This is a genomic window from Peribacillus folii (assembly GCF_030271255.1).
In the GTDB taxonomy this organism is placed as follows: domain Bacteria; phylum Bacillota; class Bacilli; order Bacillales; family DSM-1321; genus Peribacillus.
Map to the genome: position 1 here is coordinate 22,292 of NZ_JASJOM010000015.1, position 19,566 is coordinate 41,857.

Sequence of the window (19,566 nt, forward strand, 5' to 3'; positions counted from 1 at the left end):
CCTTCCCAAACTCGGGTTTTACCAGCTAGCTTTTTTAACGCCAGGAATTTGTCCTTTATATGCAAGTTCGCGGAAACAAATACGACAAAGCTTAAATTTACGTAATACAGAATGTGGACGTCCGCAACGTTCGCAACGTGTATATTCTTGTACTTTAAACTTCTGTTCGCGTTTTTGCTTTACGATCATAGACTTTTTAGCCACGATTTCGCCTCCCTTTATTTAGAGATTACTTTACTTTTGGAACGGCATTCCAACTTGAGTAAGTAGTTCACGAGCTTCTTCGTCAGTGTTGGCAGTCGTTACGATAACGATGTCCATACCACGAACCTTGCTCACTTTATCGTAATCAATCTCAGGGAAGATAAGTTGCTCTTTAACACCTAATGTATAGTTCCCACGTCCGTCAAAGGATTTCTTTGAAACGCCGCGGAAATCACGTACACGTGGTAAAGATACAGATACTAGCTTATCAAGGAACTGATACATACGCTCTCCACGTAGTGTAACTTTCGCTCCGATAGGCATACCTTCACGCAAACGGAAGCCTGCGATTGATTTTTTTGCTTTTGTTACAACAGGTTTTTGACCAGTGATCAATGTAAGTTCTTCAACAGCTGTATCTAAAGCTTTAGAGTTAGCTACTGCGTCACCCACACCCATGTTAATAACGATTTTTTCAATGCTCGGTACTTGCATTACTGAATTATAGTTGAATTTACCCATCAATGATGGTGTAATTTCACTTTTGAATTTTTCTTTAAGGCGGCTCATTGCTTAGTGTACCTCCCTTCATTTATGGCTTATTTATCTAAAGATTCACCTGATATTTTAGCTACGCGTACTTTTTTACCATTTTCGATCTTGTATCCAACACGAGTCGGTTTACCTGATTTAGGATCAAGAGGCATTACATTGGAAACGTGAATAGCAGCTTCCTTGCTGATGATTCCACCTTGTGGATTGATCTGAGAAGGCTTGGAATGCTTTTTCACGATGTTAATTCCTTCTACAAGCACACGATTTTGTTTCGGATATGCTGCAAGAATTGTTCCTTGTTTGCCTTTGTCCTTACCAGAGATGACTACGACTTTGTCACCTTTTTTAACATGCATTAGCTTGGCACCTCCTTGAAAGGCTTTATACAAATTTTACATATTATAGAACTTCTGGAGCTAGAGAAACGATTTTCATGAAGCTGTTGTCACGTAATTCACGGGCAACTGGTCCAAAAATACGAGTTCCACGTGGGCTCTTATCGTCACGGATAATTACACATGCGTTTTCATCAAAACGAATGTAAGAACCGTCAGGACGACGCATACCACGTTTTGTACGGACAACAACAGCCTTAACGACTTCACCTTTTTTAACAACGCCTCCTGGTGTTGCCTGTTTGACTGTACAAACGATGATATCACCGATGTTTGCAGTTTTACGGCCTGAACCACCTAGGACTTTAATTGTTAGCACTTCACGAGCACCTGAATTGTCAGCGACTTTTAAACGAGATTCTTGTTGAATCATGTACGGTACCTCCCTTCGGAATTAGCTTAATCCGAACTATATTAAATGATTACTGCTTTTTCTACTACTTCTACAAGACGGAAGCGTTTTGTAGCTGAAAGTGGACGAGTTTCCATGATACGCACTACGTCGCCTGCTTTAGCTTCGTTTAGCTCGTCATGAGCTTTAAACTTTTTAGAGTATTTCACGCGTTTACCGTATAAAGAATGCTTTTTATAGGTTTCTACAACAACTGTTACCGTTTTATCCATTTTGTCGGATACTACGCGGCCAGTGTAGACTTTGCGTTGGTTGCGTTCGCTCATTCTGCAAACCTCCATTCATTATCGATTAGTGACACCGATCTCTCTTTGACGAACAACTGTTTTCATACGAGCAATCGATTTGCGAACTTCACGGATGCGAGCTGTATTTTCAAGTTGCCCAGTAGCTAACTGGAAACGAAGATTAAATAGTTCTTCTTTAAGAGATTTTAGTTTTTGTTCAATTTCAGCAGTGGTTAGGTCTTTGATTTCATTAGCTTTCATTTGTTTCACCACCAATTTCCTCTCTTTTTACAAACTTACATTTGATTGGAAGTTTGTGTGCTGCAAGGCGCAATGCTTCTCTTGCCACCTCTTCAGATACACCAGAGATTTCAAACAATACTTTGCCCGGTTTAACAACTGCTACCCAACCTTCAGGAGCACCTTTACCGGAACCCATCCGTACTTCAAGCGGCTTAGCTGTGTAAGGTTTGCTTGGGAAGATCTTGATCCAAACTTTTCCTCCACGTTTCATATAACGAGTCATCGCAATACGAGCTGCTTCGATTTGGCGGTTAGTGATCCAGGAAGCCTCTTGAGCTTGAAGTCCGAATTCTCCGAAGTGAACTTCAGTGCCGCCCTTAGCCATCCCTCTCATCTTACCGCGGTGTTCACGACGGTATTTTACGCGTTTTGGCAATAACATATTATTTTCCTCCTTCCTCAGATTTCTTCTTAGTAGGAAGAACTTCTCCACGGTAGATCCAAACTTTCACGCCTAGCTTACCGTAAGTAGTGTCTGCTTCAGCATGAGCATAGTCTATGTCAGCACGAAGTGTGTGAAGTGGAACTGTTCCTTCGCTGTAGTGTTCAGCACGAGCGATATCAGCACCGCCAAGACGACCAGAAACTTGAGTTTTGATTCCTTTTGCGCCAGAACGCATAGTGCGCTGGATAGCTTGCTTCTGAGCACGACGGAATGAAACACGGTTTTCTAATTGACGAGCGATGTTTTCAGCAACCAATTTTGCGTCAAGATCTGCTCTTTTGATTTCGATGATATTGATATGAACTCTTTTGCCAGTCAACTGGTTCAAAGCTTTACGAAGTGCTTCTACCTCAGTACCGCCTTTACCGATAACCATTCCTGGTTTAGCAGTGTGGACAGATACATTGATACGGTTAGCTGCACGCTCGATTTCAACTTTAGACACTGAAGCATCGTTCAAACGTTTCGCGATATATTCACGAACTTTGATGTCTTCGTGCAAAAGAACTGCGTAGTCTTTATCAGCGTACCATTTGGATTCCCAGTCACGGATGATCCCGATACGCATACCGATTGGATTTACCTTTTGACCCACAGATTACCCCTCCTTCTTTTCTGATACAACGATTGTAATATGACTAGTACGTTTGTTTATTGCACTCGCACGACCTTGAGCGCGAGGACGGAAACGTTTTAATGTTGGTCCTTCGTTAACGTATGCCTCTGAAACGACTAGGTTATTGATATCCATTTCGTAGTTATGTTCTGCATTTGCAATAGCGGAATTCAAAACTTTTTCTACGACTGGAGAAGCAGATTTTGGTGTTAAGCGAAGAATCGCCACTGCTTCACCTACTTGTTTTCCTCGAATTAAGTCTGCGACTAAACGCACTTTACGAGGAGCAATACGAACTGTTCTAGCAACAGCTTTTGCTTGCATGAGATGCCCTCCTCTCATTAACGTCTTGTTTTCTTGTCATCACTTGCGTGACCTTTATAAGTGCGTGTAGGCGCGAATTCGCCTAGTTTGTGTCCTACCATATCTTCTGTTACATAAACCGGCACATGCTTACGACCGTCATAAACAGCGATTGTATGTCCGATGAATTGCGGGAAGATTGTTGAGCGACGAGACCAAGTTTTAACTACCTGTTTCTTGTCAGCTTCATTTAACTTTTCAACTTTTACCAATAAATGATCATCAACAAAAGGCCCTTTTTTTAAGCTACGACCCATGCGAGTACCTCCCTTCGTGACTGTTCTACGGTTCGATGTGTGAACCGTAGTGCAATCCCGTTATTTTTTACGACGACGTACGATAAATTTATCGGATTTATTTTTCTTTTTACGTGTTTTGAATCCAAGAGTCGGTTTGCCCCAAGGAGACATTGGTGATTTACGTCCGATTGGTGCTTTACCTTCACCACCACCGTGCGGGTGATCATTCGGGTTCATTACAGATCCACGAACTGTTGGGCGTTTACCTAACCAACGGTTACGGCCAGCTTTACCAATGTTGATAAGTTCATGTTGTTCGTTACCGACTTGACCGATAGAAGCACGGCAAGTAGCAAGAATCATACGAACCTCACCTGAGTTTAAACGTACAAGAACATAACGGCCTTCTTTACCAAGAACTTGAGCAGATGTACCTGCTGAACGGACTAATTGTCCACCTTTACCTGGTTTAAGTTCGATGTTATGGATTACTGTACCAACTGGGATGTTCATAAGAGGAAGTGCGTTACCCACTTTAATGTCAGCTTCTGGACCTGACATGATCTCCAGACCTACTTCTAGGTTCTTCGGAGCTAGGATATAACGTTTTTCTCCATCAACGTAATTAATTAATGCAATGTTTGCAGAACGATTTGGATCGTACTCAATAGTAGCAACGCGTCCTGGTATACCATCTTTATTCCGTTTGAAATCGATGATACGGTATTGACGCTTGTGGCCGCCACCTTGATGACGAACTGTTAACTTACCTTGGTTATTACGGCCGCCTTTGCTGTGTAAAGGAGCAAGTAATGATTTTTCCGGTTTGTCTGTAGTGATCTCAGCAAAATCGGAAGTTGTCATATTACGTCGACCGTTAGAGGTAGGTTTATACTTCTTAATCGCCATTTGTATTTCCCTCCTTCTCTAATGAATTAAGCCTCAAATAGCTCGATTTCTTTGCTGTCAGCAGTTAATTTAACAATAGCTTTACGGCGCTTGTTAGTATAGCCTGCGTGTTTGCCCATACGTTTAAATTTACCTTTGTAGTTCATGATGTTAACTTTCTCAACTTTAACGCCGAAAATTTCTTGAACAGCATCTTTAACTTGAGTTTTGTTAGCTCTAACATCAACTTCAAATGTATATTTTTTTTCAGCCATTACGTCTGAAGAGCGTTCAGTGATTACGGGGCGCTTAATGATATCGCGTGCATCCATTATGCAAGCACCTCCTCTACTTTTTCGACAGCTGATTTAGTCAAGATCAATTTGTTGTGTGATACAACATCAAGAACATTAAGACCAACAGCTTCCACTACAGTAACACCAGGGATGTTACGTGCAGAAAGAGCAACTTTCTCATCTAATCCGTCAGTAACGATCAACGTTTTAGTATCAACAGAAAGGTTTTTAAGTACTGCTACAAATTCTTTTGTTTTTGGAGCTTCGAAAGACAAGCTCTCAAGTACCAAAATGTTCTCTTCCAATGCCTTTGCAGACAATGCAGATTTAATAGCTAAACGACGAACCTTTTTAGGTAGCTTGTAAGAGTATGATCTTGGAGTTGGACCAAAGACGATACCACCGCCACGCCATTGTGGAGAACGGATAGAACCTTGACGCGCACGTCCAGTTCCTTTTTGTTTCCAAGGTTTACGTCCACCGCCTGCAACTTCAGAACGGTTTTTAACTTTGTGAGTTCCTTGACGTAAGGAAGCTCTTTGCATGATGATTGCTTCGAATAATACATGATTGTTAGGTTCGATACCAAAGATGGATTCATTTAGTTCGATATCGCCGACTTGCGAACCCGTTTGGTTGAACAATGTAACTTTTGGCATTATATTGCTCCTCCTTTCTTAAAAATTACTTTGCTTTAACAGCAGTTTTAACTTTGATCAATGCTTTTCTAGCACCCGGTACATTACCTTTGATCAAAAGCAGGTTACGTTCAACATCAACCTTAACGATAGCAAGGTTTTGAACAGTAATTTGTTCCCCACCCATACGTCCTGGTAAAAGTTTACCTTTGAATACGCGGTTTGGAGCTACAGGACCCATTGAACCTGGGCGACGGTGGTAACGAGAACCGTGAGACATTGGTCCGCGAGATTGTCCATGACGCTTGATAGAGCCTTGGAAACCTTTACCTTTAGAAATTCCTGTTACATCTACTAATTCGCCTTCAGCGAAAATACTAACATTGACTTCTTGACCGATCTCATATTCAGTAAGATCCGTTCCGCGGAATTCGCGAATGAAGCGCTTAGGAGTAGTATTTGCTTTTTCAACATGTCCCTTTTCAGGTTTGTTAGAAAGCTTTTCACGTTTGTTTTCAAAACCAACTTGAACTGCTTCATAGCCATCAGTTTCTACAGTTTTCTTTTGAAGAACCACGTTATTAGCAGCTTCGATAACCGTTACCGGGATAAGTTCACCGTTTTCAGCAAAAACTTGAGTCATACCGATTTTTCTTCCTAAGATTCCTTTGGTCATAAGTCACACCTCCTAGAGTAATTGTTCATACTTATATGAATTATAATTTGATTTCAATGTCAACGCCTGACGGTAAATCTAAACGCATCAATGAGTCAACTGTTTGTGGAGTTGGGTTAACGATGTCGATTAGACGTTTATGCGTACGCATTTCGAATTGTTCACGAGAATCTTTGTATTTATGAACCGCACGTAGGATCGTATATACCGATCTTTCTGTAGGTAATGGAATTGGACCAGATACAGCCGCACCAGAACGTTTTGCAGTTTCAACAATTTTCTCAGCAGATTGATCAAGAATTCTGTGATCATATGCTTTTAAACGGATACGAATTTTTTGTTTTGCCATAATTTTCCCTCCTTTTCGCCTATTTTAAAATAGACCTTCTCAATGGAAATTTCCCACACACTCGCCATGGCAAAGCGGCCGGGTGTGTCAGCAACCTTCCATATCATCGCAGTCAAAGACCAACATTGTCTATTATACATTAAACACAAGTTGAAAGCAAGTAACACTTAGACTTTTCTTGTGCAACACACTTTTATTATTATACATACTATCTAAGTGATTTACAAGTACATTCTTCATGGACTTTTCCATCCATTTAATTCCGTGAGAATCGATGTCGTTCATGATAGATAAAAACATGAACGTATCCGGGTGAAAACAAAAAAAGAGCAGATGGCGTCCCATCTGCTCTCTTCGGAAGGCGTCCCTTCCAATATTCTTTTAATGAATCAATTATTCTTGGATTGTAGCAACTACGCCAGCGCCAACAGTACGTCCACCCTCACGGATAGAGAATTTAGTACCTTCTTCGATAGCGATTGGAGCGATAAGTTCAACAGTCATTTCGATGTTATCCCCAGGCATAACCATTTCTACGCCTTCAGGAAGGTTACAAATACCAGTTACATCAGTTGTACGGAAGTAGAACTGAGGACGGTAGTTCGTGAAGAATGGAGTATGACGTCCACCTTCTTCTTTTGAAAGAACATAAACTTCAGCTTTGAACTTAGTGTGCGGAGTGATTGTACCTGGTTTAGCAAGTACTTGTCCACGTTGGATATCATCACGTGATACACCACGAAGAAGGGCACCGATGTTGTCACCAGCTTCAGCATAGTCAAGAAGTTTACGGAACATTTCAACACCAGTTACAGTAGTTGGTTTTGACTCTTCGTTGAAACCGATGATGTCAACAACGTCACCGACTTTAACTTGTCCACGCTCAACACGTCCTGTAGCAACTGTTCCACGTCCAGTGATAGAGAATACATCCTCAACTGGCATCATGAATGGTTTTTCAGTGTCACGAGTAGGTTCTGGGATGTACTCGTCAACAGCAGCCATTAATTCATGGATTTTTTCTTCCCAAGCAGCGTCTCCTTCAAGAGCTTTAAGAGCAGAACCTTTGATAACTGGGATGTCATCGCCAGGGAAATCGTATTCAGAAAGAAGGTCACGAATTTCCATTTCTACTAATTCAAGAAGTTCTTCGTCATCAACCATGTCACATTTGTTCATGAATACTACTAGGTAAGGTACACCTACTTGACGAGAAAGAAGGATGTGCTCACGAGTTTGTGGCATTGGGCCGTCAGCAGCAGATACTACTAAGATCCCGCCGTCCATTTGTGCAGCACCTGTGATCATGTTTTTAACATAGTCAGCATGTCCTGGGCAGTCTACGTGTGCATAGTGACGGTTAGCTGTTTCATACTCAACGTGAGCTGTAGAGATTGTGATACCACGTTCTCTTTCTTCTGGAGCACCATCGATTTGGTCATAAGCGCGAGCTTCTGCGCCACCAGATTTAGCAAGTACAGTTGTGATTGCAGCAGTTAGAGTTGTTTTACCATGGTCAACGTGACCAATTGTTCCAACGTTAACGTGCGGTTTTGAACGATCAAATTTAGCTTTTCCCATTAGGAATTCCTCCTTAAAATTATAAATAAAAGATTAAGTATATAAGGGCTGTGAAAGAAGACTAATTCTTCCATCACAGCTTACATAAGATAGTTATACTTTAATAAGAGATGAAAATCAATTATTCACCTTTATTTTTTTTGATGATTTCTTCGGAAATGCTCTTAGGTACTTCTTCATAATGATCGAAGTGCATTGAGAATGTTCCGCGTCCTTGTGTGTTAGAACGTAAAGATGTAGCATAACCGAACATTTCGGATAGTGGAACCATGGCTTTAACCATTTGCGTGTTACCGCGGGCTTCCATACCTTCTACGCGTCCACGGCGAGATGTAATATCTCCCATGATATCGCCTAGATAATCTTCAGGAATTACAACTTCGACCTTCATAACAGGTTCAAGGATAACCGGCTTACATTTAGAAGCAGCATTTTTAAGTGCCATTGAAGCGGCAATTTTAAATGCCATTTCGTTGGAGTCAACGTCATGGTAAGAACCATCGAATAATTTAGCTTTGATGTCGACTAGTGGGTAGCCAGCAAGTACACCGCGATCAAGTGAATCGACTAAACCAGCTTGTACAGCAGGAATGTATTCACGTGGCACTACACCACCGACGATAGCATTTTCAAATTCGAAGCCTTTACCTTCTTCGTTTGGACCGAATTCAATCCAAACGTGTCCGAATTGTCCACGTCCACCGGATTGACGAACGAATTTACCTTCGACTTTAGCAGAACCACGGAAAGTTTCACGGTATGCTACTTGAGGAGCACCAACGTTAGCTTCCACTTTGAATTCACGGCGCATACGGTCAACAAGGATGTCCAAGTGAAGCTCACCCATACCGGCAATGATCGTTTGACCAGTTTCTTGGTCAGTGTGTGCACGGAATGTAGGATCTTCGTCTTGCAGCTTTTGTAAAGCTTGAGACATTTTGTCTTGGTCTGCTTTTGACTTCGGTTCAACTGAAAGCGAGATAACTGGCTCTGGGAACACCATGGATTCAAGAATAACTTGGTTCTTGTCGTCACATAGGGTATCGCCAGTAGTCGTATCTTTCAAACCAACAGCTGCAGCGATATCCCCTGCATATACAGTAGATATTTCTTCACGGCTGTTTGCGTGCATTTGAAGGATACGTCCAATACGCTCACGTTTTCCTTTAGTTGAGTTGATAACATATGATCCTGATTCCAATGTACCTGAGTACACGCGGAAGAATGTAAGTTTACCAACGTAAGGGTCAGTCATAACTTTAAACGCTAACGCGGAGAACGGTTCAGAATCATCTGAGTGACGTTCAACTTCTTCATCTGAATCCGGAAGGGTACCTTTGATAGCCGGTACGTCCAATGGAGATGGAAGGAAGTCGATTACGTTATCAAGCATTAATTGAACACCTTTGTTTTTGAAAGCTGATCCACAGATAACTGGGTAGAATTCAACGTTAACAGTTGCTGTACGGATGGCTGCTTTCAATTCAGCGATGCTGATTTCTTCGCCGCCAAGGTATTTTTCCATTAAGTCTTCATTTACTTCTGCTACTGCTTCAATTAGCTTTTCACGGTACTCTTCAGCCAATTCACGATGTTCTTCAGGAATTTCACCAACAGTGATATCAGTTCCTAGGTCATTACCATAGAAATGAGTTTTCATTTCGATAAGGTCGATGATTGCAGAGAATTGATCTTCAGCACCGATAGGTAACTGAACCGGGTGAGCATTCGCTTGCAGACGATCGTGGATCGTTCCTACTGAATAAAGGAAATCTGCACCGATTTTGTCCATTTTGTTTACGAATACGACACGTGGTACACCGTAAGTTGTAGCTTGGCGCCAAACCGTTTCAGTTTGAGGCTCAACACCTGATTGGGCATCAAGTACAGCTACAGCTCCATCAAGTACACGCAATGAACGTTCAACTTCAACTGTGAAGTCTACGTGTCCAGGAGTATCAATGATGTTTACACGGTGACCTTTCCACTGTGCAGTTGTTGCAGCGGAAGTGATCGTGATTCCGCGTTCTTGTTCCTGTTCCATCCAGTCCATTTGTGAAGCACCTTCATGCGTTTCACCGATTTTGTGGATTTTACCAGTGTAGTAAAGAACACGTTCTGTTGTTGTCGTTTTACCGGCATCGATGTGAGCCATGATACCGATATTACGAGTGTTTGCTAAGGAGAACTCTCTTGCCATTTGTCTTTCTCCTTCCTTCTATAAGGATTTTATAGTGATTGATCTTACCAGCGATAATGAGCGAAAGCCTTATTGGCTTCAGCCATTTTGTGTGTATCTTCACGTTTCTTAACAGCTGCTCCAGTGTTGTTTGCAGCATCCATGATTTCGTAAGCTAAACGCTCTTCCATCGTTTTTTCTCCACGAAGGCGAGAGTAGTTTACTAACCAACGAAGACCTAGTGTCGATTTGCGGTCTGGACGCACCTCAACTGGTACTTGGTAGTTAGCTCCACCCACACGGCGTGCTTTTACTTCCAGTACAGGCATGATGTTTTTAAGTGCTTGATCGAAAACTTCGATCGGCTCATTGCCAGTACGTTCTTTGATTAAATCAAATGCAGAGTAAAGAATTTTTTGTGATTTACCTCTTTGTCCATCAACCATTAATTTGTTGATTAAGCGAGTCACAAGTTTTGAATTATAAATTGGATCTGGTAATACGTCTCTTTTCGTTACAGGTCCTTTACGAGGCATTGTATTTCCTCCTTTCAAGCAAGTTTAATTTTTTTATGATTATTTTTTAGCTGCTTTCGGACGCTTAGTACCGTATTTAGAACGGCCTTGCATACGATTGTTCACTCCAGCAGTATCAAGAGCACCACGTACGATATGGTAACGTACCCCTGGTAAATCCTTTACACGACCGCCACGGATAAGAACCACGCTGTGTTCTTGTAGGTTGTGACCGATACCTGGGATATAAGCTGTTACCTCGATACCGTTTGTTAAACGCACACGCGCATATTTACGTAACGCGGAGTTTGGTTTCTTCGGTGTCATTGTACCCACACGAGTGCAAACACCACGTTTTTGCGGAGATGATACGTTAGTTTGTGCTTTTTTAAAGCTGTTGTAGCCTTTGTTAAGTGCTGGAGATTTTGAGTTAACCTCTTTAGACTCGCGTCCTTTACGCACTAATTGATTAATAGTAGGCATTACATTTTTCCTCCCTTCACGTTTTCATTTCTAGTACCACACATCCAGGTGGTTCATAAATGGGTAAAAACAAAGTCTTTGCAAATATTATTGCAAAAACATTTTTACTTTTTAATGGCAACAGTTGCTGCTCCGACATCAATACCACATGCTTTGCCAAGCATTCTCATCGAATCAACATATGTGATAGGAACATCCAATTCTTTGGCGGTCTCAATGACTCGCCCAGTCAAGTATATATCTGCATCATCAGCGATGATAACTTCTTGAATTAAATTGTTTTTAAGAGCTCTGACTGCTTGCTTCGTCCCTATAATCACTGACTTTGCCTGTATTACTTTTTCATAAGACATGGTCCATATCCTCCAAAGTTACAGGGTAACATAGGAGCACCTTTGCTATAGTATCATTATAAGTCGGATACTGTCAACTTCTTTCACGAAATTTATTAAAAGCAAAAGGTTTTCCATACATATTTCTATAGACGTGCATATTGCTTTAGCGAAACTTCACAGGTCGGAATCCTCACTCAGCTAACGGGCACGATGGGTAATTAAGAGAGACCAGCCCAATGATTCCCTGATCATCAACTCCCTAAACGGGAGCACTGTTTTCAGTTTCGTCATTGGGCTGGCCCGTCAATCCTTAGTCCACTGATACTGTCTCGGTGCTTTCATCACCAACAACGACAGGGTTTGCTTTTCTGTAGCGAAGCATTCCTGTACCTGCTGGGACAAGTTTACCAATGATGACATTTTCTTTAAGACCAAGCAACTCATCACGTTTTCCTTTGATTGCTGCATCAGTCAAGACTCTTGTTGTTTCTTGGAATGATGCGGCGGACAAGAACGAATCCGTTTCAAGAGACGCTTTTGTGATACCCAGTAATACAGGGCGTCCTGTTGCAGGCAATTTATTAGTCAACAATGCATCTGTGTTAGCAGTAGTGAATTGGTTGACATCCAATAATGTTCCTGGAAGCACTTCCGTTTCACCCGCATCAAGCACACGCACTTTACGCATCATTTGTCTAACCATTACCTCAATATGTTTATCACCGATTTCAACCCCCTGCATCCGGTATACTTTCTGCACTTCATGCAGCAGGTATTCCTGAACGGTAAGCACATCGGTAACTTTCAACAATTCTTTCGGGTCGATCGATCCCTCTGTCAACTCTTCACCGCGGCGAACAGGAGTATCAACAGTAACTCTTAGGCGCGCTGTGTATGGTGCAGTATATGTGCGTGACTCCACTGCCCCTTGAACGACGATTTCCTGTTGTTTATCCCTGATTTCGTTAATGGAAACGACCGTACCGTCGATTTCGGAAATGACAGCTTGACCTTTAGGGTTCCTTGCTTCAAAAATCTCCTGGATACGCGGAAGACCTTGTGTGATATCATCACCGGCCACACCGCCAGTATGGAATGTACGCATCGTTAACTGTGTACCAGGTTCGCCGATTGATTGAGCCGCAATGATACCGACAGCTTCGCCCACTTCAACTTCCTGTCCTGTAGCCAAGTTGCGTCCGTAACATTTTTTACATACACCATGGCTGGTGTTACATGTAAAGGCAGAACGGATCCAAGCCGTTTCAATACCTAAGGATTCGATATAATGAGCAAGATCTTCAGTGATAAGACCATTTTCAGGTACGATCACATCACTTGTTTCAGGGTGTCTGATCGCTTTTCTTGCATAACGGCCTACTAGGCGTTCTTCAAGATGCTCGATTATTTCTGTTCCTTCTCTCAAGGCAGAAATTTTCAAGCCGCGGTCTGTTCCACAATCATCATCACGAATGATGACATCTTGGGCAACATCAACAAGTCGACGGGTAAGGTAACCGGAGTCAGCTGTTTTAAGTGCTGTATCGGCAAGACCTTTACGCGCACCATGTGTGGAGATGAAGTATTCCAATACCGTTAAACCTTCACGGAAACTTGATTTAATCGGTAATTCAATGATCCGTCCAGCCGGGTTGGCCATCAATCCGCGCATACCCGCAAGCTGCGTGAAGTTAGATGCGTTACCACGGGCACCGGAGTCACTCATCATGAAGATCGGGTTGCGGCGATCCAATGAGTCCATAAGCTTGGATTGAATGGTATCCTTGGCAGCACTCCAGATCGAGATTACGCGATCATAACGCTCATCCTCGGTGATCAAACCGCGTCTGAACTGTTTTAAGACGTTATCCACTTTAGTTTGAGCTTCGGTAATGATTTCTTGTTTTTCTTTTAATACGACGATATCAGCCACACCAACTGTAATACCGGCTTTTGTCGAGTATTTGAATCCAAGATCCTTCATCCTGTCAAGCATTTTGGATGTTTCGGTAATCTTGAAGCGTTTAAAGACTTCTGCAATGATATTACCAAGAATTTTTTTCTTGAAAGGATCGATAGCAGGTTGGGATTCAATCAGTTCAGGGATATTAGCGCCTTTTTCCACGAAATATTTCTCTGGAGTTTTCGTTTCCAGATTATATCGGGTCGGTTCGTTAATATACGGGAATGATTTTGGTAAAATTTCATTGAAAATCAATTTACCGACAGTCGTAATAAGCAACTGACCGTTTTGCTCTTCAGTGAACGTTTCATTATTTAATGATGATGCATGTACGGCACAACGGGAATGCAGGTGAACATATCCGTTTTGGTATGCAAGCAACGCTTCACTTGTATCTTTAAAAATCATACCCTCGCCGATTGCGCCTTCTCTTTCCAACGTCAAGTAATAGTTACCTAAAACCATATCCTGGGAAGGTGTAACGACCGGTTTACCATCTTTAGGGTTCAAGATGTTCTGTGCAGCAAGCATGAGCATGCGTGCCTCAGCTTGGGCTTCAGATGAAAGCGGAACGTGAACTGCCATTTGGTCACCGTCAAAGTCAGCATTGTAGGCTGTACATACGAGCGGGTGCAAGCGGATTGCACGCCCTTCGACCAAGGTTGGCTCAAATGCCTGGATACCAAGTCTGTGAAGTGTCGGTGCACGGTTCAATAGTACCGGATGCTCCCTGATCACTTCTTCAAGGACATCCCAAATTTCAGGAGATAAGCGTTCGATTTTACGCTTGGCGGATTTAATGTTATGCGCCAGGCCTCTTTGAACAAGCTCCTTCATGACGAATGGCTTGAATAATTCAATCGCCATTTCTTTTGGCAGACCGCATTGGTACATCTTTAAGTTTGGCCCTACTACGATAACCGAACGTCCGGAGTAGTCAACACGTTTACCAAGAAGGTTTTGACGGAAACGGCCTTGTTTACCTTTTAACATATGAGATAAAGATTTTAACGGACGGTTACCAGGTCCCGTTACCGGACGGCCGCGACGGCCATTATCGATAAGTGCATCTACAGCTTCTTGCAGCATGCGCTTCTCATTTTGAACGATGATGCTTGGCGCACCAAGGTCAAGCAGTCGTTTTAACCGGTTATTACGGTTGATGACACGACGGTATAAATCATTTAAATCAGACGTAGCGAAGCGTCCGCCGTCAAGCTGTACCATCGGACGAAGTTCCGGCGGAATGACCGGCAGCACGTCAAGGATCATCCAAGAAGGTTCATTACCGGAGTTACGGAATGCTTCAAGCACTTCCAAGCGTTTGATGGCACGGGTTCTGCGTTGTCCCTGGGCTGTTTTAAGCTCCTCTTTCAACGACTCTACTTCCTTTTCCGTATCTATATCTTGTAAAAGTTTTTTTATAGCTTCGGCACCCATGGCAGCTTGGAACTTCTTACCGTATTTTTCACGGTATGTACGATATTCCTTTTCGGAAAGAAGCTGTTTCTTTTCCAAAGTTGTATCGCCCGTTTCAGTTACTACGTAAGATGCGAAGTAAATAACTTCTTCCAAAGCACGCGGGGACATATCAAGAACAAGTCCCATCCGGCTAGGAATCCCTTTGAAATACCATATATGTGAAACCGGCGCTGCCAGTTCAATATGACCCATACGTTCACGGCGCACTTTAGCACGAGTGACTTCGACGCCACAACGGTCACAGACTACACCTTTATAACGAACACGTTTATATTTTCCGCAATGACATTCCCAGTCCTTTTGAGGTCCAAAGATTCTCTCACAGAATAAACCGTCCTTTTCGGGCTTTAACGTCCGATAGTTGATTGTTTCAGGCTTCTTCACTTCTCCATGGGACCAAGAACGAATCTTGTCTGGTGAAGCAAGACCTATTTTCATATACTCAAAATTATTAACGTCTAACAAGGGGCCTACCTCCCTTTTAATCTCCAGGTTTAACCCTTGATTGCCGGATTTCAACTGGCAATCCACCCCGGATGATGGTTGATTGAATCAATAAGGCTCTAACAAGGCAGCAGGATCTTCAAAGAAACATCTTGCTGCCAGTCAGAGCGGATAATATATAACTGGATATGTTTATATTTAATTATTCTTTGATAGGTGCCCCTACTTCGGAAGCAACCATATCTTTTGTATCGGCATCAAGGCTTAATTTGTCTGCTTGGTTGGCTTCTTCTTCATCTTCCAAGTCACGCATTTCAATCTCGCGGTCTTCGGCGTTGAGGATTTTAACATCCAATCCTAAACTTTGAAGCTCCTTAATCAATACTTTGAAGGACTCGGGAACACCAGGTTCAGGGACATTTTCACCTTTTACAATCGCTTCGTACGTTTTAACACGGCCTACGACATCATCCGATTTAACGGTTAAGATTTCTTGTAATGTATAAGCAGCACCATATGCTTCAAGTGCCCACACTTCCATCTCACCGAAACGCTGACCACCGAATTGCGCCTTACCACCAAGTGGCTGCTGCGTAACAAGTGAATAAGGTCCGGTTGAACGTGCATGCAGCTTATCATCAACCATGTGCGCCAGTTTGATCATGTACATGACGCCGACTGAGACACGGTTATCGAACGCTTCACCCGAGCGACCATCGTAAAGGACGGTTTTTGCATCACGGGACATTCCGGCTTCTTCAATCGTACCCCAAACATCTTCCTCTGTGGCGCCATCGAAAACAGGAGATGCTACATGAATGCCTAGCGAACGGGCAGCCATACCCAAGTGCAGCTCCAGCACCTGACCGATGTTCATACGTGATGGTACACCAAGCGGATTCAACATGATGTCGACTGGCGTGCCGTCTGGTAAATAAGGCATATCTTCCTCAGGAAGGATCCTGGAAATTACCCCTTTGTTACCATGTCGCCCGGCCATTTTATCGCCTTCATGGATTTTACGTTTTTGTACGATATATACACGCGCCAATTGGTTTACACCTGGTGGCAGTTCGTCGCCGTCTTCTCTGTTGAACACTTTAACATCGAGGACGATTCCGCCGCCGCCATGAGGTACGCGAAGTGACGTATCACGGACTTCACGTGCTTTTTCACCGAAAATGGCATGCAATAGACGTTCCTCGGCAGTCAGTTCCGTTACACCCTTAGGAGTGACTTTACCAACCAGAAGGTCTCCGTCCTTCACTTCAGCTCCGACACGGATGATTCCGCGCTCGTCAAGGTTGCGAAGCGCATCTTCACCGACGTTAGGAATATCGCGTGTGATTTCTTCAGGCCCTAATTTAGTGTCGCGGGACTCAGACTCATATTCTTCAATATGAATGGACGTGTACACATCATCTTTAACTAGACGTTCACTCATGATGATGGCATCTTCATAGTTGTACCCATCCCATGTCATGAAGGCAACCAATACGTTACGTCCAAGTGCTAATTCACCTTTTTCCATTGAAGGACCATCAGCAAGAATCTCACCTTTTACGACGTTGTCGCCAACACTTACGATTGGGCGTTGATTATAGCACGTTCCTTGGTTGGAACGAATGAATTTCAATAAACGGTATTTATCCAAGTTGCCTTTTACTTGCTGTCCGTCAACTTCACTTACCCTGCGGACCCATACTTCACGTGATTCAACGTGTTCTACGATACCAGGGTGCTTACAGATGACAGCGGCGCCGGAGTCTTTTGCCGAAACATATTCCATACCCGTTCCAACTCGAGGTGCTTCCGGTTGTAGCAAAGGCACTGCTTGACGTTGCATGTTCGCTCCCATGAGGGCACGGTTGGAGTCATCGTTTTCCAAGAAAGGAATACATGCTGTCGCTGCAGAAACGACTTGTTTAGGAGATACATCCATGTAATCTACGCGGTCACGCGGAACAACGGTATTTTCACCGCGGAAACGTGCAACAACATCTTTATCAAGGAATGATCCATCATCCGATAGACGCACATTCGCTTGGGCAACTACATAGTTATCTTCCTCGTCTGCCGTTAGATAGTCGATTTGGCTCGTAATTCTGCCTGTTTCCGGATCCACACGGCGATATGGTGTTTCAATGAAGCCATATGGATTTACCTTCGCAAAACTGGATAGCGAGTTAATCAAACCGATATTCGGTCCCTCAGGCGTTTCAATCGGACACATACGCCCATAGTGGGAATAATGAACGTCACGTACTTCAAAACCAGCACGCTCACGTGTCAAACCACCAGGTCCCAATGCAGAAAGACGGCGTTTATGTGTCAATTCGGCCAGTGGGTTCGTTTGATCCATGAATTGAGAAAGCTGTGAGCTTCCAAAGAACTCTTTAATGGATGCAATGACAGGACGAATGTTGATTAGTTGCTGCGGTGTGATCGTATTCGTATCCTGAATGGACATCCGTTCACGAACGACACGCTCCATACGGGATAAACCAATTCTGAATTGGTTTTGCAATAATTCACCAACAGAACGCAGACGACGGTTACCTAAGTGGTCGATGTCATCCGTGATTCCTACGCCATGCAATAAGTTAAAGAAATAACTGATAGAAGAAATGATATCTGCCGGCGTAATGTTTTTGACTTTATCAGTCACATAAGCATTACCGATGATATTGATTACTTTTTCACCTTCAGCATCATTTGGCGCAAACACCTTAATAGGCTGAAGAAGAGTCTCTTCTTCTACCACACCACCAGATGGGTGGAATGTTTTGAACCCTATTCCAGCTTCGATATGAGGCAGGATCCTATCAAGGGTCCGGCGGTCAAGCATTGTCCCTTTTTCGACAATGATTTCCCCTGTTTCAGGATCGATCAAGGTCTCTGCAATGCGTTGTCCGAATAGACGATTTTTGATATGGAGTTTTTTGTTGATTTTATAACGACCTACATTAGCTAAATCATAACGTTTTGGGTCAAAAAAGCGTGAAACCAAAAGACTTTTCGCGTTTTCGACAGTAGGCGGTTCACCCGGGCGTAGACGCTCATAGATTTCCAGTAATGCTTTTTCCACACTCTCGGTGTTATCCTTCTCAAGTGTGTTGCGAAGATATTCGTTGTCACCGATCAAATCAATGATTTCCTGGTCGGTTCCGAATCCAAGGGCACGCATCAATACTGTAATAGGTAATTTCCTGGTGCGATCGATTCGGACATACACAACATCCTTGGCATCTGTTTCATATTCGAGCCAAGCGCCACGGTTCGGGATAACGGTAGCAGAGAACCCTAACTTACCGTTTTTATCCATTTTTCCATTGTAGTATACGCTTGGTGAGCGCACTAATTGTGATACAATGACCCGTTCGGCACCATTGATAACAAATGTACCTGTTTCCGTCATCAACGGGAAGTCACCCATAAATACATCTTGGTCTTTAACTTCGCCTGTTTCTTTGTTAACAAGGCGCACTTTCACACGAAGCGGTGCAGAGTACGTAACATCGCGTTCTTTTGTTTCTTCCACTGAATACTTCGGCTCAGCTAAGCTGTAATCGATGAATTCCAATGATAAATTACCTGTAAAATCCTCAATAGGAGAAATATCCTGGAACATTTCCTTTAAACCTACATCTAGAAACCATTGATAAGAAGCTGTTTGAATTTCAATCAGATTCGGAAGATCCAAAACCTCACTGATTCTTGCATAACTTCTACGTTGGCGGTGTCGACCATACTGAACAAGTTGACCTGTCAACTGATTCACCCCTTAAATCAAGCGTTATAAGGATCCATTTGCCCCGGAAATGCAATCATTTCCATAGACAAAAAGAAAATGGTTTTTATTTTTAAAAACCACTATTTCTCATAAAACGAACTATTATTTATATATTTTTCCCAATTTATCCATTGATTATACACCAATGGTATAAAAATTGCATAGTTACGGAATTATATATATGC

The 19,566-nt window shown here is 42.8% G+C and carries 22 protein-coding genes; all 22 read right to left on the reverse strand.

What is annotated here, in order from left to right; genetic code table 11:
• Positions 1 to 18 precede the first annotated feature (18 nt).
• The 22 genes from QNI08_RS20150 to rpoB all read right to left on the reverse strand — a co-directional run bounded on the left by QNI08_RS20150 (position 19) and on the right by rpoB (position 19,360).
• The gene (locus tag QNI08_RS20150) at positions 19 to 204 is read right to left on the reverse strand and encodes a type Z 30S ribosomal protein S14 (RefSeq protein WP_034304998.1); all 186 of its coding nucleotides are present in this window, start codon (positions 202 to 204) and stop codon (positions 19 to 21) included.
• Between the two features lie 30 nt (positions 205 to 234).
• Positions 235 to 774 (reverse strand): 50S ribosomal protein L5, encoded by a 540-nt coding sequence (gene rplE, locus QNI08_RS20155; protein WP_285769161.1) that lies wholly within the window; start codon positions 772 to 774, stop codon positions 235 to 237.
• A gap of 29 nt (positions 775 to 803) precedes the next feature.
• Positions 804 to 1,115 carry a 50S ribosomal protein L24 gene (gene rplX, locus QNI08_RS20160; protein WP_285769162.1) on the reverse strand — a complete coding sequence of 104 codons (312 nt, stop codon included), beginning with the start codon at positions 1,113 to 1,115 and terminating at the stop codon, positions 804 to 806.
• A gap of 43 nt (positions 1,116 to 1,158) precedes the next feature.
• Entirely contained in the window at positions 1,159 to 1,527 is a 369-nt protein-coding gene (gene rplN / locus QNI08_RS20165) for a 50S ribosomal protein L14 (RefSeq protein WP_034305005.1), read from the reverse strand.
• Positions 1,528 to 1,568: 41 nt separating this feature from the next.
• Positions 1,569 to 1,832, reverse strand: coding sequence for a 30S ribosomal protein S17 (gene rpsQ / locus QNI08_RS20170; protein WP_285769163.1), 264 nt, complete (start codon positions 1,830 to 1,832; stop codon positions 1,569 to 1,571).
• 18 nt (positions 1,833 to 1,850) lie between these two features.
• The gene (rpmC, locus tag QNI08_RS20175; protein WP_034305010.1) at positions 1,851 to 2,054 is read right to left on the reverse strand and encodes a 50S ribosomal protein L29; all 204 of its coding nucleotides are present in this window, start codon (positions 2,052 to 2,054) and stop codon (positions 1,851 to 1,853) included.
• Complete coding sequence (gene rplP, locus QNI08_RS20180) at positions 2,044 to 2,478, reverse strand: 50S ribosomal protein L16 (RefSeq protein ID WP_053349061.1); 435 nt, start codon at positions 2,476 to 2,478, stop codon at positions 2,044 to 2,046. Before rplP ends, rpmC begins: the two co-directional genes overlap by 11 nt.
• A 1-nt stretch (position 2,479) precedes the next feature.
• Positions 2,480 to 3,136, reverse strand: coding sequence for a 30S ribosomal protein S3 (gene rpsC, locus QNI08_RS20185; RefSeq protein WP_034305014.1), 657 nt, complete (start codon positions 3,134 to 3,136; stop codon positions 2,480 to 2,482).
• Between the two features lie 3 nt (positions 3,137 to 3,139).
• Positions 3,140 to 3,481: a 50S ribosomal protein L22 gene (gene rplV / locus QNI08_RS20190; protein WP_283916490.1), complete on the reverse strand. Its 342-nt coding sequence runs from the start codon at positions 3,479 to 3,481 to the stop codon at positions 3,140 to 3,142.
• Positions 3,482 to 3,498: 17 nt separating this feature from the next.
• Entirely contained in the window at positions 3,499 to 3,777 is a 279-nt protein-coding gene (gene rpsS / locus QNI08_RS20195) for a 30S ribosomal protein S19 (RefSeq protein WP_034305018.1), read from the reverse strand.
• Between the two features lie 60 nt (positions 3,778 to 3,837).
• The gene (gene rplB / locus QNI08_RS20200) at positions 3,838 to 4,668 is read right to left on the reverse strand and encodes a 50S ribosomal protein L2 (RefSeq protein WP_285769164.1); all 831 of its coding nucleotides are present in this window, start codon (positions 4,666 to 4,668) and stop codon (positions 3,838 to 3,840) included.
• A gap of 26 nt (positions 4,669 to 4,694) precedes the next feature.
• The gene (rplW, locus tag QNI08_RS20205) at positions 4,695 to 4,979 is read right to left on the reverse strand and encodes a 50S ribosomal protein L23 (protein ID WP_057915217.1); all 285 of its coding nucleotides are present in this window, start codon (positions 4,977 to 4,979) and stop codon (positions 4,695 to 4,697) included.
• On the reverse strand, positions 4,979 to 5,602 hold the full coding sequence (gene rplD / locus QNI08_RS20210) for a 50S ribosomal protein L4 (protein ID WP_285769165.1): 624 nt from the start codon (positions 5,600 to 5,602) through the stop codon (positions 4,979 to 4,981). The genes rplW and rplD overlap by 1 nt, the downstream gene beginning before the upstream one ends.
• Before the next feature lie 25 nt (positions 5,603 to 5,627).
• Positions 5,628 to 6,257, reverse strand: a complete 630-nt coding sequence (gene rplC / locus QNI08_RS20215; RefSeq protein WP_285769166.1) for a 50S ribosomal protein L3 — start codon at positions 6,255 to 6,257, stop codon at positions 5,628 to 5,630.
• 40 nt (positions 6,258 to 6,297) lie between these two features.
• The gene (gene rpsJ / locus QNI08_RS20220) at positions 6,298 to 6,606 is read right to left on the reverse strand and encodes a 30S ribosomal protein S10 (RefSeq protein ID WP_019244375.1); all 309 of its coding nucleotides are present in this window, start codon (positions 6,604 to 6,606) and stop codon (positions 6,298 to 6,300) included.
• 393 nt (positions 6,607 to 6,999) lie between these two features.
• The gene (gene tuf / locus QNI08_RS20225) at positions 7,000 to 8,187 is read right to left on the reverse strand and encodes an elongation factor Tu (RefSeq protein ID WP_285769167.1); all 1,188 of its coding nucleotides are present in this window, start codon (positions 8,185 to 8,187) and stop codon (positions 7,000 to 7,002) included.
• Between the two features lie 121 nt (positions 8,188 to 8,308).
• Complete coding sequence (gene fusA / locus QNI08_RS20230) at positions 8,309 to 10,387, reverse strand: elongation factor G (protein ID WP_285769168.1); 2,079 nt, start codon at positions 10,385 to 10,387, stop codon at positions 8,309 to 8,311.
• Positions 10,388 to 10,431: 44 nt separating this feature from the next.
• The gene (rpsG, locus tag QNI08_RS20235; protein ID WP_048677878.1) at positions 10,432 to 10,902 is read right to left on the reverse strand and encodes a 30S ribosomal protein S7; all 471 of its coding nucleotides are present in this window, start codon (positions 10,900 to 10,902) and stop codon (positions 10,432 to 10,434) included.
• A 39-nt stretch (positions 10,903 to 10,941) separates the two neighbouring features.
• Positions 10,942 to 11,364 (reverse strand): 30S ribosomal protein S12, encoded by a 423-nt coding sequence (gene rpsL / locus QNI08_RS20240; RefSeq protein ID WP_034305038.1) that lies wholly within the window; start codon positions 11,362 to 11,364, stop codon positions 10,942 to 10,944.
• Between the two features lie 104 nt (positions 11,365 to 11,468).
• Positions 11,469 to 11,717 (reverse strand): 50S ribosomal protein L7ae-like protein, encoded by a 249-nt coding sequence (locus tag QNI08_RS20245; RefSeq protein ID WP_207439802.1) that lies wholly within the window; start codon positions 11,715 to 11,717, stop codon positions 11,469 to 11,471.
• A 292-nt stretch (positions 11,718 to 12,009) separates the two neighbouring features.
• Positions 12,010 to 15,609, reverse strand: coding sequence for a DNA-directed RNA polymerase subunit beta' (rpoC, locus tag QNI08_RS20250; protein WP_285769169.1), 3,600 nt, complete (start codon positions 15,607 to 15,609; stop codon positions 12,010 to 12,012).
• Positions 15,610 to 15,790: 181 nt separating this feature from the next.
• Entirely contained in the window at positions 15,791 to 19,360 is a 3,570-nt protein-coding gene (gene rpoB / locus QNI08_RS20255) for a DNA-directed RNA polymerase subunit beta (protein WP_285769170.1), read from the reverse strand.
• Positions 19,361 to 19,566: the final 206 nt, after the last annotated feature.

What these genes read in the sequence shown, in the direction of transcription:
- rplE (WP_285769161.1), bottom strand. Translation starts at nt 774, where the DNA reads ATGAGCCGCCTTAAAGAAAAATTCAAAAGTGAAATTACACCATCATTG.
- rplN (WP_034305005.1), bottom strand. Translation starts at nt 1,527, where the DNA reads ATGATTCAACAAGAATCTCGTTTAAAAGTCGCTGACAATTCAGGTGCT.
- fusA (WP_285769168.1), bottom strand. Translation starts at nt 10,387, where the DNA reads ATGGCAAGAGAGTTCTCCTTAGCAAACACTCGTAATATCGGTATCATG.
- rplP (WP_053349061.1), bottom strand. Translation starts at nt 2,478, where the DNA reads ATGTTATTGCCAAAACGCGTAAAATACCGTCGTGAACACCGCGGTAAG.
- rpsL (WP_034305038.1), bottom strand. Translation starts at nt 11,364, where the DNA reads ATGCCTACTATTAATCAATTAGTGCGTAAAGGACGCGAGTCTAAAGAG.
- rpmC (WP_034305010.1), bottom strand. Translation starts at nt 2,054, where the DNA reads ATGAAAGCTAATGAAATCAAAGACCTAACCACTGCTGAAATTGAACAA.
- rplD (WP_285769165.1), bottom strand. Translation starts at nt 5,602, where the DNA reads ATGCCAAAAGTTACATTGTTCAACCAAACGGGTTCGCAAGTCGGCGAT.
- rplB (WP_285769164.1), bottom strand. Translation starts at nt 4,668, where the DNA reads ATGGCGATTAAGAAGTATAAACCTACCTCTAACGGTCGACGTAATATG.
- rplC (WP_285769166.1), bottom strand. Translation starts at nt 6,257, where the DNA reads ATGACCAAAGGAATCTTAGGAAGAAAAATCGGTATGACTCAAGTTTTT.
- rplW (WP_057915217.1), bottom strand. Translation starts at nt 4,979, where the DNA reads ATGGATGCACGCGATATCATTAAGCGCCCCGTAATCACTGAACGCTCT.
- rpsG (WP_048677878.1), bottom strand. Translation starts at nt 10,902, where the DNA reads ATGCCTCGTAAAGGACCTGTAACGAAAAGAGACGTATTACCAGATCCA.
- rpsS (WP_034305018.1), bottom strand. Translation starts at nt 3,777, where the DNA reads ATGGGTCGTAGCTTAAAAAAAGGGCCTTTTGTTGATGATCATTTATTG.
- rplV (WP_283916490.1), bottom strand. Translation starts at nt 3,481, where the DNA reads ATGCAAGCAAAAGCTGTTGCTAGAACAGTTCGTATTGCTCCTCGTAAA.
- rpsJ (WP_019244375.1), bottom strand. Translation starts at nt 6,606, where the DNA reads ATGGCAAAACAAAAAATTCGTATCCGTTTAAAAGCATATGATCACAGA.
- rpsQ (WP_285769163.1), bottom strand. Translation starts at nt 1,832, where the DNA reads ATGAGCGAACGCAACCAACGCAAAGTCTACACTGGCCGCGTAGTATCC.
- rplX (WP_285769162.1), bottom strand. Translation starts at nt 1,115, where the DNA reads ATGCATGTTAAAAAAGGTGACAAAGTCGTAGTCATCTCTGGTAAGGAC.
- QNI08_RS20245 (WP_207439802.1), bottom strand. Translation starts at nt 11,717, where the DNA reads ATGTCTTATGAAAAAGTAATACAGGCAAAGTCAGTGATTATAGGGACG.
- tuf (WP_285769167.1), bottom strand. Translation starts at nt 8,187, where the DNA reads ATGGGAAAAGCTAAATTTGATCGTTCAAAACCGCACGTTAACGTTGGA.